The 14,411-nt window shown below is 65.5% G+C and carries 11 protein-coding genes; 6 read left to right on the top strand and 5 right to left on the bottom strand.

What is annotated here, in order from left to right:
- Positions 1-493: 493 nt before the first annotated feature.
- Positions 494-1,930 carry a DUF1254 domain-containing protein gene (locus BIWAKO_RS27520; RefSeq protein ID WP_069881356.1) on the top strand — a complete coding sequence of 479 codons (1,437 nt, stop codon included), beginning with the start codon at positions 494-496 and terminating at the stop codon, positions 1,928-1,930.
- A 137-nt stretch (positions 1,931-2,067) separates the two neighbouring features.
- Here the strand turns inward: BIWAKO_RS27520 and BIWAKO_RS27515 are convergent, their stop codons facing one another.
- The 5 genes from BIWAKO_RS27515 to BIWAKO_RS27495 form a co-directional block, all read right to left on the bottom strand.
- On the bottom strand, positions 2,068-3,450 hold the full coding sequence (locus BIWAKO_RS27515; RefSeq protein WP_069881355.1) for a TAXI family TRAP transporter solute-binding subunit: 1,383 nt from the start codon (positions 3,448-3,450) through the stop codon (positions 2,068-2,070).
- A 201-nt stretch (positions 3,451-3,651) separates the two neighbouring features.
- A complete protein-coding gene (locus tag BIWAKO_RS27510) occupies positions 3,652-4,779 on the bottom strand; it encodes a serine hydrolase domain-containing protein (RefSeq protein WP_176733417.1) in 1,128 nt (375 codons plus the stop codon).
- Between the two features lie 63 nt (positions 4,780-4,842).
- On the bottom strand, positions 4,843-6,360 hold the full coding sequence (locus BIWAKO_RS27505) for an aldehyde dehydrogenase (RefSeq protein ID WP_069881353.1): 1,518 nt from the start codon (positions 6,358-6,360) through the stop codon (positions 4,843-4,845).
- Positions 6,361-6,380: 20 nt separating this feature from the next.
- On the bottom strand, positions 6,381-7,736 hold the full coding sequence (locus BIWAKO_RS27500) for an NAD(P)/FAD-dependent oxidoreductase (protein ID WP_176733416.1): 1,356 nt from the start codon (positions 7,734-7,736) through the stop codon (positions 6,381-6,383).
- A complete protein-coding gene (locus BIWAKO_RS27495; protein ID WP_069881352.1) occupies positions 7,723-8,136 on the bottom strand; it encodes a RidA family protein in 414 nt (137 codons plus the stop codon). The genes BIWAKO_RS27500 and BIWAKO_RS27495 overlap by 14 nt, the downstream gene beginning before the upstream one ends.
- A gap of 245 nt (positions 8,137-8,381) precedes the next feature.
- Here BIWAKO_RS27495 and BIWAKO_RS27490 point away from each other — a divergent pair, with 245 nt between their 5' ends.
- From BIWAKO_RS27490 to BIWAKO_RS27470, 5 genes are all read left to right on the top strand, one after another.
- Positions 8,382-9,518 carry an NAD(P)/FAD-dependent oxidoreductase gene (locus BIWAKO_RS27490; RefSeq protein ID WP_069882852.1) on the top strand — a complete coding sequence of 379 codons (1,137 nt, stop codon included), beginning with the start codon at positions 8,382-8,384 and terminating at the stop codon, positions 9,516-9,518.
- 169 nt (positions 9,519-9,687) lie between these two features.
- Entirely contained in the window at positions 9,688-11,358 is a 1,671-nt protein-coding gene (locus BIWAKO_RS27485) for a peptide ABC transporter substrate-binding protein (RefSeq protein ID WP_069881351.1), read from the top strand.
- A gap of 10 nt (positions 11,359-11,368) precedes the next feature.
- Positions 11,369-12,319, top strand: coding sequence for an ABC transporter permease (locus BIWAKO_RS27480; RefSeq protein ID WP_069881350.1), 951 nt, complete (start codon positions 11,369-11,371; stop codon positions 12,317-12,319).
- 3 nt (positions 12,320-12,322) lie between these two features.
- Positions 12,323-13,213: an ABC transporter permease gene (locus tag BIWAKO_RS27475; RefSeq protein WP_069881349.1), complete on the top strand. Its 891-nt coding sequence runs from the start codon at positions 12,323-12,325 to the stop codon at positions 13,211-13,213.
- A 74-nt stretch (positions 13,214-13,287) separates the two neighbouring features.
- Positions 13,288-14,190 (top strand): LysR substrate-binding domain-containing protein, encoded by a 903-nt coding sequence (locus BIWAKO_RS27470; protein WP_069881348.1) that lies wholly within the window; start codon positions 13,288-13,290, stop codon positions 14,188-14,190.
- The last annotated feature ends 221 nt before the right edge of the window (positions 14,191-14,411 follow it).

Raw genomic sequence — 14,411 nt, 5'->3', positions numbered from 1 at the left:
CCGTGACTGTGCGGCATTCGCGTATCCGCGACGGTGCTACAGCATTGGCCCGAGACGTGGATTGCGGATTTCAGGAAAGCCGGCGCAAACACGGAAGCTTAGATCGCTGGGTCGGACGATATCGACGCCGCTGATCCCAGGAGATAACAAGCTTCGATCGTCGCAGTCAGGCATCTGAGGCGGACAGAGCACCGGTTTCGTCGACAGGAGCGAGCCTTTTGGCCTCCGATGTCATTGCCGGGGCCGGTTCATAGCACCGGTCGAACAGCTCTTCGCACCCCGTGAGCCACAGTGTTGTTCCTCTCCATTCCCAATTGACGTGATCTCCTTCTTGGTCACAATGAATTCTGCGCGGCTCTTGCCGACCGAAGGTGTTCGTCGATCATAGACCATTGATTACTTAATCGGCGAATTGCTGCGCTGATTTGTGGAAGGCTGATTCTGGATTCAAAACTGTAATTTTAGATGACTCTGGTGGAAACGGGAGCGTGAAATGAATAAAATTGCGATTGGATTGTCTCTTGGTGTTCTTCTTGGTTTTGGATCCGTACACGGCGCGGTGGCCCAGAGCTCGCAGCCGGCGCTGACCGAAGTCGAGGCGCAAGCCATCGGTCTCGATGCCTATCTCTACTTCTATCCGCTGATCACCATGGATATAACCCGAAAGCAATCCACGAACATCGAGGCCGGAAAAGAATTCGGAAAGGGCCCGATGAACATGTTCGTGAACGTGCCAGCGTTCCCGCCGGCCGATATGAAGGTCGTCGTCAGGGTCAATTTCGATACGCTCTACTCTATTGCGTGGCTCGATCTGACCCAGGAGCCGCAAGTCGTATCTGCCCCCGATACGGGAGGGCGTTTCTATCTTTTGCCAATGCTCGACATGTGGACAGACGTTTTTGCATCGCCGGGATGGCGGACGACGGGGACGCAAGCCGGCAATTTCCTGCTCACGCCTCCGGGTTGGACCGGGACGGTCCCAGCCGGAATGACGGGTATTGGTGCGACGACGCCCTATGTCTGGGTCATCGGCCGGACGAAGACGGACGGCCCGCCGGATTATGAGGCCGTTCACAAGATCCAGGCCGGCTACAAGGTCACGGCTCTGTCCGACTGGGGCAAGACGCCGAAGCCGATCCAGGTGACGATCGATCCAGGCATCGACATGAAGACGGCGCCGAAAATTCAGGTCGACACCATGCCGGCGGCCAAATACTTCGCTTATGCTGCCGAGTTGCTGAAGCTTCATCCGCCGCATGCCACGGATCAGCCGATCATCGCTCAGATGAAGCGCATCGGCATCGTTCCGGGCGAAAGCTTCGATATCGACAAGCTCCCGCCAGCGGTGAAGAAGGGCCTCGACGCTGCGCCGGATGCCGGGCAGAAGCTCATGGAATGGAAGATCCCGACGCTTGCCCGGGTGGCGAACCATTGGTCGATGAACACCGACACCATGGGCGTCTACGGAAATTACTATCTCAAGCGCGCCATCGTTGCGCAGGCAGGCCTGGGCGCCAATCTCCCCGAAGATGCGATCTACCCTCTCAATCTCGGTGACGAAGCCGGCAGGCCGCTCAACGGCGCCAGCAAATACACGCTGCATTTCGATAAGGGCGCCCTGCCACCTGTGAACGCCTTCTGGTCGGTCACGCTCTACGACCCGGAGGGCTTCCAGGTCGCCAACAGCCTCAACCGCTTTGCGGTGAGCAGCTGGATGCCGTTCAAATTCAACTCTGACGGATCGCTCGATTTGTATTTCCAGAACGACAATCCGGGCAAGGACAAGGAGGCGAACTGGCTTCCGGCGCCGAAGGGCGAGTTCAATCTGACGATGCGCCTCTACGGCCCGAAATCCGAGGTCTTGACCGGCAAATGGAACCCTCCAGTCGTCACCAGGGCGCAGGGGCTTCCACTCGTCGTGGGCCAATAGCCCCAAAAGAGAGGGCACCGGAACGACCCCGCTCCCGGTGCCCCGGCCTCTGAAAGCCCTTGGTCTCGCGGTTACACCCGCGTGAGTGAATGGCGCGGAGGTGCGGTCGATCGGTCAGACCTGGTCGCGCTCGGCGCTCATGGGCTGCGCTCCCGTTGCAGTGACGCAGATCGTATAGCGGCCTCGGATGCCACATTGCCGCGAGCCGTGGGCGGTGGCCCGGCGCGCAGTGCGGCGACAGCGTCCCGAGCGCTCTCATAGGCGAGTTGCAGCGGCGCAAACTCCTCGTAGCTGCAATGGCGCTTGTAGCCGAGGGTTGCCATGTCGATCGCAAGGACGCCGAGCTCATGAGACAGCCCTGGCGCGTCGGCTGGATCGGTCGAGGCTCCGGCGCGTTCCGTGATGTCCTTCAGGCGATACAGGATCCCGCCGACAGGATCGGGACCGCCCTGGTGGAGGAAGCCGCCGGCGGCGGCGAGCATCGAACTGACGACCCCTCCGACCAGCACGACATTCCAGATCTGCTCACTGAAGAGGGTCGACCAGCTCGTGTCGGTATCTTCCAGATAGGCGGCGGTGCCGGGGTGAACCGGAAAACGTGCATCCTTCTCGCTGTCCGGCGCTGTGATCAGGCTGGCAAGCGGCACCTCGCGCGCCAGCTCGCTGCGCCGTTCGAGCAGGCCGCGCGTCACCTCCATGATCGCGTTGTTGTAGAGCCGCACGCGCATCGGGCCGGTTGCTGCGCGATTGGCGGCAAGCACGATTGGAACTCCGACCGTGTCGACGTCGTCATCGGGAATGGACAGGCGAGGAAATGCGTTCTTCTCGATCGTTTCGGAGCTGGCGGCCGGGGTATTCTGCTTCAGAGCTTCGCCAAGCTCGACACTGAGGATCGTCGGGGGATTCTTCCTCTTGTCGCCCACCGCGGCGACCACGTCCCTGACCACGGGATCGGCCGGGACGCCGAGCACGACGACACAATCGAGCTGTCCGCTGGCGATGAGCCTGGCGACGTCCTCGGGCTTCACGATCGTCAGGTGAACATCTGCCGGCGTGATGCCCAACAGGTCGAGCAGCCGAACGAAAGATGGCTCGTCGAGCGGTGAGCGGGAGACGAGACCGAGGCGCTTGCCCTTTGCATCGGCGAGCGTCTCCAGCTTGTGCCGGGCCGGTGCCGCGGCGATCACGAGAGTGGTGCGCAGCAATGCGACCAGCGCCGCCCCGGTTGGCAATGGATCGTCGAGCCGCATGACGGCCATATCGACGTCGCGTCTCTCCAGCAACCGATTGCTCTCGTGCATATCGGCTGTCGCGACCAGATCCAGGCGCGCCCCGGCATGGTTGACGTCGAGCAGGCGATTGAAGGCGATCAGCAGCTTGGCATCGATCCCGTCCCTGGGGCCTGCCGCGACGCGCAAATGCCGGGGCTGCGACCATAAGAGATAGCCCACGACACCCGCGGTGAGCAGCGCGAACGCCGCTGCGGTGATCAGCAGGAGACGCGAAATCGAGATGTTCATGGCACATCTCCCGAACTGCGGCTCGCTTCGAAGACGTCGGCTCAGCGCCTGCCGGCTACTACCGGGCGCTGGATCGCAGCAGCGGGCAGCCCACGATAGCGGCCGGGTCAGCTTAGCGCGCTGCGCGGTGACGTCACCCATGGTGTTGTCACGTGCTGTGCTCGCGCAGCACGGCGCGGTTGTGCCTCCGGACCGGTCATCTCATAGCGCGCGGGCCAGCGCGGCGAAGAAGGCGTCGTCATTGATCTCGAGACGCTGGCGAAAGCTCGGCTTCGAGCGCGCGCTCAGCACCACGACGACGAGGCGCTTCTGCGGGTTGATATGGATGTACTGGCCATAGATGCCCTCGGCCTGGAAGGTGCCCTTGAGCGCGGGATCGTCGAGGACAGGGATCCACCACATATAGCCATAGGGGATGAGCTTATCGCCGATCGGGAAGGCCGCTCCCGCCTCATGGGTCCAGCCCTCGGGCAGCAGCGTCACGCCGCCGATCCGCCCGCCATCCAGCACGAACTGCCCGAAACGGGCGTAATCACGCATGGTCGCGTGCATGCCGCTTCCGGATACGGTCATGCCGTCCGGGCTTTCCGACCACCAGGTCGCGTCGGCCTCCGCGCCCATGCGCGACCACAGCCGGGTGGAGAGATAATCGGCGAGGTTCGTGCCGGTCGCGCCTTCCATCACCGCGCTGACGAGGTAGGATTCGCCAGTATTGTATCTCCAGGACTGGCCCGGCGCCGTCTCGGCGGGCAGGCCGGCCATGTGGCGGGCGATGCCGCCTGTCTGCCACTGCATCTGGATGTCCAGCAGCTGCCTGCGGTCGGAGGTCGGGTCGGTATAGTCCTCGCGCCAGCGGATGCCCGACGCCATGCGCAGGAGCTGTCGGATCGAGACCTGCGCATAGACGCCGCCGAGCGGGGCATAGCGCGTCACCGGATCGTCGAGGCTCTCGATCGCGCCCTCGCGCAGCGCGATGCCGACCAGCGTCGCGGCCACCGATTTGGCGAGCGAGCAGGAATTCCACATCGTCTGCGGGCCGATGCCTAGCGAGTAGCTCTCCTCGACTACCTCGCCATCGCGCAGCACCATCAGCCCGGCGACGCGGTTGACCGAGAGATAGTCGTAGAGATCGAAGCTCGTTCCGTGGTCCTGGATCGCGAGCTTCGGCAAAGCCTGGCCGGATCGCTTCAGCACGGATGGCTTTGCTGAGCGCGGGATGGTCCGGGAGGGAAACCAGCCGCCATCCGTCGACATCGTCGCGACCATCTCGTCGGGCCGCAAGGTGCCGTCATAGAAGCGCTCGATCTGAGCGCGGGTGGAGCTGTCCATGCTCATCGCCTTGTCCATTGCCTGATCCTCTGGCCATGACTATGGCCTGCCTGTCTCGTCGCATCAGCCCTGGCGCAGCGGCGCGCTGATGCTGATCCAGGTCGTCTTCGTCTGCAGATACTGCCCCATGGCTTCCAGGCCCTTGTCGCGGGCCAGCGAGCCCGAGCGCTTATAGCCGCCGAAGGGCGTCTTGAGATCGCCTTCGGTGAAGCCGTTGATCGCGACGGTGCCGCAGGCCAACCGCCGGGACATGAACAACGCCCGGTCGAGATCCCTGGTGTAGAGCGTCGCGTGCAGCCCGTAATCGCTGTCATTGGCGACCGCCAGCGCGTGATCCGGGCCATCGACCGGGACCACGCCCAGCACGGGGCCAAAGATCTCCTCACGCGCGATCGTCATCTGCGGGCCGAGGTCGCCGAAAACAGTCGGTCCGAGGAAGTTCCCAGGCTGCACCTGCAATGCCGGGCTGGAGGCGAGGACGCAGCGCGCGCCGTCGCGATGCCCGGCTTCGACAAAGCCCTGCACCGTCCGGCGATGCTCGGCCGAGACCATCGGGCCGAGTTCGGTTGCAGGATCGAGCGGATCTCCGACGACGAGCGCGCGGGCGCGTTCGGTGACCAGATGGAGATATTCCTCCTGGCGCTTGCGATCGATGATCTGGCGCATATTGGCGGAGCAGTTCTGGCCGCCATTCCAGAAGGCCGCGGTCACGGCGTTCTCGATCAACTCCGGCGAGAGTTCGGCATCGTCGAGCACGATGAAGGGGCTCTTGCCGCCCATTTCGAGGCCGATCGATTTCAGGTTGCTCTCTGCGGCATAGCGCAGGAACAGCCGGCCGACCTCGGTCGAACCGGTAAAGGAGACGGCGTCGATATCGCCGTGCAGGCCGATCGCCCGTCCGGTGGTTTCGCCGAGACCCGGCAGGACATTGAGCACGCCGGCGGGAAGACCGGCATCAGTCGCCAGCTCCGCCAGCCGCAGCAGCGAGAGCGAGGTCTGCTCGGCCGGCTTGACGACGACGGAGCAGCCGCTGGCGAGCGCCGGCGCTAGCTTCCAGGCCGCCATCAGCAGCGGGAAATTCCAGGGCAGCACCGCGCCGACCACCCCGATCGGCTCGCGCGTGATCAAGGCGCAGGCCTCTTCGCCGGTGGGCGCGACCCTGCCAAAGCTCTTGTCGATCAGCTCGGCATACCATTGGAAGGTCGCGGGAACCTCGACCGTGATCTCCTTCAGGCAATCCCGGATCGGCTTGCCGCTGTCGAGGCTTTCCAGCACGGCGAGTTCGGCCCCGTGGATGCGGATCAACTCGGCGAGCTGCAGCAGCACCGACTTGCGCAGTTCCGGCGCGGAGCGCGACCAGCCGCCGTCGCGAAAGCTGCGCCGGGCGGCGGCCACGGCCCGGTCGACATCGATGGGCTGGCAATGGGCGATCGTGCCCAAAGCCTCTCCGGTTGCCGGGTTGACGGTTTCCAGGAGCGCTCCATCGGCCGGGCGGGCAAGCGCGCCATCGATGAAGGCGCCTTCGGGCAGCGCCAATGTGGCGGCGATGGCCCGGTAATGGGCTGCGGTCTCAAAGGTCATGACGACATCCCGAATGGGGCTCAGAGGGGGGCGTGCGGGCGCGAATAGGTGCCGCGCGCGAAACGGTCGAAGCGCAGCGGCGCGAGGATGGCGGCTGGTCCCGCACCGCTGGCCAGGCTCGCGACATGGCGCCCGACAGCGGGGCCGAGACCGAAGCCGTGCCCGGAGAAGCCGGTCGCGACGATCAGCCCGGCGATCTCCGAGGGGCTGTCGAGGACCGGCAGCGCATCCGGCATCACGTCGATCTGGCCGGCCCAGGATTTCACGATCTCGATGCCGTCCGCACCGGTGAAAAGCTGCCTGACGCTCTCGCCGGTCTTGGCTGCGCGAGCCTCATTGGCGGCGATGCGCGGGCGCCGGCGCGCTACCGGCCGCTCACGCTTCGGCACGGAGAGGCGCTCATGCAGATCGTCGAGGAGCGGCCGCCCGAGCCTGAAGGCGAAACCGCTGCGGTAGCGCAGCAGCCCGGGCAGGAAGAAGCGCGAGGCGCGGAAGGAATCGAGGGAGAGATCGATATCGGAGCTGGAATCGGCTGCGATGATGCAGGAACCATCGGCGCGCTGCCGCAAGCCAATGCCAAAGCCGCAGAAACAGGCTTCGCTGAGCGGCGGCAGCGGGGCGGTGAGCGAGACCGTGCTGCGCACGCTTTGCTGCGGCAGGGCGAGGCCGAGCGGGGCGAGCAGGCGGTGGCTTTGCAGGCCGGCGGCGCAGACGACGGTGCCGCAGCGGATCAGGCCATGCTCGGTCAGGACGCCGCTGACCCGGCCGGCGGAGGTCTCGATCGCGAGCGCCCCGCAATCGTCGAGCACGCGGACGCCGCGCCGCATCGCCGCCCGGGCGAAGGCCGTCGTCGCGAGCGCGGGCTCGGCCTGTCCGTCCGAGGGGGTGTGCAGTGCGCCGGGCGCCTGGCCACGCAGCGACGGCATCAGGCCAGCGAGCTCTGGACCAGACAGCATCCGGGCATCGACGGCGATGTCGCGCGTGACCTCGTGCCAATGCGCGAAGCTCTGCAGCTCCGCGTCGGTCTCCGCCACGAAGATGCAGCCGGTCCGGCGCCAGCCGATCGCCTGGCCGAGCTCCTGTTCCAGCTCCGGCCAGATCGAGAGCGCCTCGATCGCCAGCGGCAATTCGAACGGGTCGCGATATTGCGTCCGCACGAAACCCCAGTTGCGACCGGATTGCTGCGACGAGACCTTGTCCCGTTCGATCAGGGTGGTGCTGAGCCCGGCGCCGGCGAGATAATAGGCCGATGCCGCGCCCATGATGCCGCCGCCGATGACGACGACATCGGCCTGGCGCGGCAGGGCGACCGGTTCGGCGCCGAGCTGGGCGACGACATCGTCGGGCGCGTGCGGGAACAGGCTAAGCGCGGACATCGAGGATGGCATCCATGTCCATCTCGACGAAGATCTCCGGGTCGAACAGCCCGGCCTCGACCGTCGTGCAGGCCGGGTTCACGCCCCGAAAAGTCTCGGCGAAGACGGCCATGATCTCTTCGTAGTGCTCGGCCTGCGAAAGATACATCCGCACCCGCACGACATCGGCGAGCGTCGCGCCGGCCTGCGAAAAGGCCGCCGAGGCATTGCGGAAGAGCTGCAGGGTCTGTTCGCGCGCGCCCTTGGCCAGCGTGCTCGAGGCGTAGTCGTAGCCGGTCGTGCCCGAGAGCATGACATGGTGCCCGACGACCACGGCCCGGCTGTAGCTATAGGTCTGCTCGAATTCACTGCCCGAGGATATCAGGCGCCGCCCGCCCGCTGATGGTCTGGTGTCGCTCATGATCGCTTTCGCATGACGTTGGCTTGCGCCATGAGGGAGCGCAGCGACGGGCGCCTTGTCGATTTCAATTATTGGAGGCGGAGGGCCAGAAATTCGGTCCGGAAACTTGGCCCGGGGTGGTTCCAGTTTTTCAGCCCTCGACCTCGAATTATTGAAATCGACAAGCCGGCGTCCCGGTGCCCTCCTTCAGATCAGCGCAACCGGTCGTCGGTTGCCAGGCAGCAGTGCAGGAAAGCGTTCGGCCGATGCAGGTTGACGTCATCATCATCGGCGGCGGGATAGCGGGCGCGTCAGCCGCCTATTTCCTCTCCGCCCATGGCTCGGTCGCCGTGATCGAGCGTGAGGAGCATTTCAGCTATCACAGCTCCGGCCGCACCGCGGCGCAGTTCACCGTCGGGATCAGCGCCACGACGATGCGCAAGATGGCGCAGGCGAGCCGCGCCTTCCTGGAGACGCCGCCCGAGGGCTTCACCGATCACCCGATCATGACGCCGCGCGGTTGCCTGACAGTCGCGAAGGCGGGCCAGGAGGCGGCGCTCATCCGCCTGCGCGACAATCTCCACTCCGTCGGCGCCCGCGCCGACTATCTCGACGGCCCCGCCGCGCTCGCGCATTTCCCGGCCTTGGTCGCCGACAAGGTCGATGCCGGCGTCTACGAGCCCGACGCGATGGATATCGACGTCAACGCCTTGCTGCAGGGCTATCTGCGCGGTGCGAAGGCCAATGGCGCCACGCTCCTGACGAAGGCCGATATCCAGTCGATCCGCCGCGAGGGCGAGTTCTGGTCGGTGCGCCTGGGCGATCGCGAGCTGCGCGCCCCGCTGCTGCTCAATGCGGCCGGCGCCTGGGTCGACGAGGTCACGCGGCTCGCCGGCCTTGGCGCGTTGGGCGTGGTGCCGCACCGGCGCACCGCCTTTACCTTCGCGCTGCAGTCCGGCTTCGATACGCGCGACTGGCCACATGTCAGCAATGTCGGCTACGGCTGGTATGTGAAGCCGGAAACCGGCTGCCTGATGGGCAGCCTGGCTGACGCAGTGCCGACCGAGCCGGGCGATGTCTATCCCGACGACATGGATGTCGCCCAGGCGATCGAGAATATCGAGCAGGATACGCTTTTGCGGGTCGGCCGGCCGCTGAGCCAATGGGCGGGCCTGCGCAGCTTCGTCGCCGACAAGAACCCGGTGGCCGGCACGCGCCCGGACGCGCCGGGCTTCTACTGGCTGGCGGGGCAGGGCGGTTGCGGCATTCTGACCTCACCGGCCATGGGGCAGGCGATCGCCGCGATCATGGATGGCCGTGACCTGCCGTCGAAATTCGGCGAACTCGGCGTCACCGAGGCTGATCTTTCGCCGATGCGGGACGGGTTGCGGCGGGCGGCCTGAGGGCATCGGACGGAGATCCGGTTTCCGGAGGAAACCAATGCTCGAACAAGAATCCGGATCGCCGCTCCTGCATCCGAACGGATGCGCGGCGATCGAGGGCCTTTGCCGGCAGCGGCCGGCGATCATTCGAGGCTGAACACAGCCCGTAAGGATAAAAGGGGATAATGCGATGATCGATAGCAAGGCAGGCCGCGGCACGAGCCGCCGTGAACTTCTCGGCCTCGGGCTCGGCGCCGGAGCAGCCTCGCTGCTTGGCGGTCTCGGGGGCGCATATGCGCAGGCCCGCCCATTGGTGCCGCCGCAAAAGCCGCGCGGCCAAGTGATCGCGGGCATCTCGCAGGAACCGACCGTCTTCAATCCGCTGATGCCGGGCAGCGAGGTCGACCAGGGCGTCTGGTGGCAGCTCTTCAACCCGCTCTGGTCGATCGATCCACAGGGCAGGCTCGTCGCCGATCTCGCGAGCGAGGTCCCGAGCGTCGAAAATGGTGGGCTGTCCGCCGATGGGCTGGTCTGGAAGATCAAGCTGCGCCGGGACGTGAAATGGCATGACGGTACGCCGTTCACGGCCGAGGACGTCAAATACACGCTCGACCTGATCAATACGCCCGGCTTCAGGGTCCGCAACCGCGTCGGCCACAGCCTCGTCAGGGAGATCACCGTCGTCGCGCCCGACGAGATCCATTGGCGCATGGAGAGCGCCTATTCGCCCTATCTCTCGATCCTGGCGCTGACCTTCATCGTGCCCAGGCACATCCTGGAGAAGGCGCAGGATCCCAACACCGCGCCGTTCAACAGCGCACCCGTCGGCACCGGCGCCTTCCGCTGGGGCGAGCGCGTCGCGGGCGACCATCTGCTGCTCCAGGCCAACCCGGCCCATCACGGCGAGGGCCCCTATCTCGAGCGGGTCGTCTTCAAATACATCCCCGACCTGACGATGCTCTACACGCAGTTCCGGACCGGGCAGATCGACTATCTCGGGCTCAGCGGCATCTCCGCCCATTTCGTCAAGGAGGCGCAAGGCCTGCGCGGCCGCAAGCTCTCGCTCTCGCCGACCGCCTTCATCGAGCATATCGCGCTCAACCTCGAATTCGCCCCCTTCGCCGACAAGGCGGTCCGGGAAGCGCTCTATCTCGGCATGAACAAGCAGGCGCGGATCGAGGCCTTGTATTACGGCCTTCCCGTGCCGACCGAGTCCTTCCTGCCGCAGCAATCCTGGGCCTATGATCCCAGCCTGCCGGCGCAACGCCATGATCCGGCCAAAGCCAATGCGCTGCTCGATGCTGCCGGCTGGGCCCGTGGCTCCGACGGCATCCGGCAGAAAAACGGCGTGCGCCTCGAATTCGCCAACTCGACCACGGTCGGCAATCCCGGCCGCGAGCAGTCGCAGCAGCTCCTGATGCAGGATTGGCGGACGCTTGGCGTCGCCATGCGCATCAACAACATGCCGGGCGCCGTGATCTGGGGCGAGTTCTGGCAGAAGTCGAAATTCGAATCCGTGATGGTCGGCTCGAACTTCATGCTCGGCAACGACCCGGACGTGACGCCGCGCTTCAGCAGCAAGGCGATCCCGGCCAAGGCCGGCAGCGGCCTGAACACCTATCAGTACCAGAACCCCGAGATCGACCGACTGCTGGCCGAGGGCGCGAGCCAGTTCGACCAGGCGCAGCGCAAGGCGACCTATGGCAAGATCCAGAAGATCATCCGCGACGATCTCGTCCTGCTGCCGATCTACCAGACGGTGATGGCCGAAGGCATCAAGGACGGGCTGCAGGGCTTCGCCGCCAATATCAACTGCTCCTCGAATTGCTGGAACATGCGCAGCTGGTTCTGGGCTTCGTGAGCGGGCGCTGATGATCCCCTTTCTCCTGAGGCGGCTCTGGCAGTCCCTCATCCTGCTGACCATCGTCTCGATGATCGGCTTTGCGATCCTCTATCTCGCGCCGGGCGGGCCGATGTCGCAATTCGCCCAGTCCGCCCAGATGTCGCAGGAGGATCTCGACCGCATCGCTCGCCAGCTCGGGCTCGATCGGCCCTTGCCGGTGCAGTACTGGGACTGGCTGCTGCGCATGCTGAGCGGCGACTGGGGCCGCTCCTTCCGCGACAACAGCCCGGTCTGGAGCGTCATCGGCTCGCATCTGCGCGCCACCTTCGAGCTGATGGCTGTCTCGACGCTGATCGCCATCGCGCTTGGCTGCTGGATCGGCATCCTCGGCGCGATCCGGCGCTATTCCATCTTCGACATGGTGGCGACCGTCGGCGCCATGGTGGCGCTTTCGATCCCGACCTTCTGGTTCGGGCTGATCGCGATCTACCTGTTCTCGGTACAGCTCGGCTGGCTGCCGGCCGGCAATCGCCAGACCATCGGCGACGGCTCCTTTCTCGATGTCGCGCATCATCTGATCGCGCCGGCGCTCGTGCTGGCGCTGGTCGAGACCGCGATCTGGGCCCGCTTCATGCGCTCGGCCATGCTCGACGTGATCGGCCAGGACTATATCCGGACCGCCCGCGCCAAGGGCTTGCCGGAGCAGGCGGTGCTGCGCGGCCATGCGATGCGCAATGCGCTGCTGCCGCTGATCACGCTGGCGGGCCTGCAGTTCCCGACGCTGCTCGGCGGCGCGCTGGTGACGGAGACGGTCTTCACCTGGCCGGGAATGGGGCGGCTCTTCCTCGATTCCGTGGAATATCGCGACTATCCCGTGGTCATGGGCATCCTGATGTTCTCGGCCGTGATGGTCCTGCTCGGGTCGCTGCTGGCCGACATGCTCTACGCGGTGGCTGATCCGCGCATCCGGATGGGCTGAGCCATGACCGACGCAACGGGCCTGATCGACCTGGCCGACACCCGCGCAGGCAGTGAGCACAAGAGTGCCTGGAGCCGCTTCCGGCGCCACAAGCTGGCGATGGCGGGGGCAGCCACCATCGCGATCCTGGTGCTCGGGTCCTTCCTGGGGCCCTATCTCCTGCCGTTCAACGACACCCATATCGATGTGATGCATCGCTTCGCGCCGCCGCTTTCCGGCGCCCATGTTCTGGGCACCGACGAACTCGGCCGCGACATTCTCGCCCGGCTGATGATGGGCGGGCGGATCTCGCTCGCGATCGGCTTCACCGCCATGGCGATCGCGATCGCAGCCGGAACCGGCGTCGGCATGATCGCGGGCTATTACGGCGGCATCATCGGCTCGCTCTTGATGCGCTTCGTCGATGCGATCCTGTGCTTTCCGACGATCTTCCTGCTCCTGGCGCTGGCCGCGCTGGTCAAGCCCGGCCTGCTCTCGATGACCCTGCTGATCGCGGCGACCTCCTGGATGAATGTCGCGCGCATCGTCGAGGCGCAGATCAGGGCGCTGCGCGACCAGGATTACGCGGTCGCGGCGAGGGCGATGGGGGCGTCGAGCTTCCGGATCATGTGGCGCAACCTCCTGCCGAATGCGGTCGCGTCGATCGTGGTCGCCGCCACGCTCAATGTCGCCAAGGCGATCCTGCTCGAATCCTATGTCAGCTTTCTCGGCTACGGCATCCAGCCGCCCAACGCGAGCTGGGGCAATATGCTGAACAACGCGCAGATCTATCTGTCGAGCGCGCCCTGGCTTGCCATCATGCCCGGTCTCGCCATTACACTGGCGGTGACCAGCTTCAATTTCGTTGGTGATGGCCTGAGGGATGCCCTCGACCCGCGCATGGAGATCAGCTGAAGAGGTCGCTCGGGCGTGGTGACGCCCTCTGGCGTGGCCGGCGGCGCGACCCGAACACTTAGCAGGAGGTCGCTTTGACCCGCAGGCTCCCCTCGCTGAATGCGCTGCGCTGCTTCGAGATCGTGGCAGCCGAGCTCAGCATCAAGAAGGCCGCGCTCGCGTTGCATGTCAGCGAGAGCGCGGTGAGCCGCCAGGTCCGCATCCTGGAGGAGCAGCTCGGCGCTCAGCTCTTCCTGCGCAATCACAATGGCCTGGAGATCACCGATGCGGGCCAGCGGCTCGCGGTCAGCGTCAAGGAGGCGTTCGACCACATCGCCAATGCGGTGAACCCCTTCCAGAACGACCGCGAGGCCGTGACCATCAAGGTGCTGCCGACCTTCGCGCTGCGCTGGCTGCTGCCGCGGCTGCGCTCCTTCCAGGAGCGGCACCCGCTGATCAAGGTGAATGTCCAGACGCGCCTGAACGACATGACGCTGAACGACACCGATGCCGATCTCGGCATCCGCTATGGCGTCGGCAACTGGCCGCGCGACTACACGACCGAGCTCTATGCGGAATGGATCCTCCCGGTCTGCGCGCCGGGCTATCTCGCCGGGCGCCAGGCCAGCGAGACCGATCTGGCCCAGGCGACTCTGCTCCACCCCTTGCCCGATCGGCAGGACTGGGCGACCTGGACGGAGAAATCGGGGACGAATCTCGATCCGCGCAGCGGCCTCGATTTCGACGCCCTCGACATGGCGCTCAGCGCCGCGGAAGCGGGCCTGGGCGTCGCCATGACCGATGTCGTGCTCGCCCATGAGGCGATCCAGGCCGGCAGGCTCGTCGTGCCGCTGCGCAAGGCGGTGCCGACCGGCGCCTCCTATTACCTCGTCCGTCCGCCCGACATGCGGCGCCGGCGCGAGGTCAAGCTGGTCGATGAGTGGATCTGCGACGAAATCTCGTCCGCGCGCGATCTCGTCCGCCTCTACGCGGCCTGACCCCGCCGCCCTCTCGCCAGGTCGAGCCTGCTGCCTCTGATTTTGTCCGGGCGGCCTGCAAAAATTGAAATCGACTGGCCTCTGCGAATCCGGCGCGAGTGCCCGGCAGGAACGGGCTGGGGCCTGCACCGGGGTGCATGATCCGTTTTGGGCCGAGATGGGCTCGCGTTAAGTGGTTGTATGTTCGAAATTATTTTCGCTCTTCGTAGTCATGTTTGAAT

It is taken from the genome of Bosea sp. BIWAKO-01 (assembly GCF_001748145.1).
In the GTDB taxonomy this organism is placed as follows: domain Bacteria; phylum Pseudomonadota; class Alphaproteobacteria; order Rhizobiales; family Beijerinckiaceae; genus Allobosea.
The sequence above is the reverse complement of the archived record's forward strand: the minus strand, read 5'-3'. Positions and strand labels throughout refer to the sequence as shown.

What these genes read in the sequence shown, in the direction of transcription:
- BIWAKO_RS27520 (WP_069881356.1), top strand. Translation starts at nt 494, where the DNA reads ATGAATAAAATTGCGATTGGATTGTCTCTTGGTGTTCTTCTTGGTTTT.
- BIWAKO_RS27515 (WP_069881355.1), bottom strand. Translation starts at nt 3,450, where the DNA reads ATGAACATCTCGATTTCGCGTCTCCTGCTGATCACCGCAGCGGCGTTC.
- BIWAKO_RS27510 (WP_176733417.1), bottom strand. Translation starts at nt 4,779, where the DNA reads ATGGACAGCTCCACCCGCGCTCAGATCGAGCGCTTCTATGACGGCACC.
- BIWAKO_RS27505 (WP_069881353.1), bottom strand. Translation starts at nt 6,360, where the DNA reads ATGACCTTTGAGACCGCAGCCCATTACCGGGCCATCGCCGCCACATTG.
- BIWAKO_RS27500 (WP_176733416.1), bottom strand. Translation starts at nt 7,736, where the DNA reads ATGTCCGCGCTTAGCCTGTTCCCGCACGCGCCCGACGATGTCGTCGCC.
- BIWAKO_RS27495 (WP_069881352.1), bottom strand. Translation starts at nt 8,136, where the DNA reads ATGAGCGACACCAGACCATCAGCGGGCGGGCGGCGCCTGATATCCTCG.
- BIWAKO_RS27490 (WP_069882852.1), top strand. Translation starts at nt 8,382, where the DNA reads ATGCAGGTTGACGTCATCATCATCGGCGGCGGGATAGCGGGCGCGTCA.
- BIWAKO_RS27485 (WP_069881351.1), top strand. Translation starts at nt 9,688, where the DNA reads ATGATCGATAGCAAGGCAGGCCGCGGCACGAGCCGCCGTGAACTTCTC.
- BIWAKO_RS27480 (WP_069881350.1), top strand. Translation starts at nt 11,369, where the DNA reads ATGATCCCCTTTCTCCTGAGGCGGCTCTGGCAGTCCCTCATCCTGCTG.
- BIWAKO_RS27475 (WP_069881349.1), top strand. Translation starts at nt 12,323, where the DNA reads ATGACCGACGCAACGGGCCTGATCGACCTGGCCGACACCCGCGCAGGC.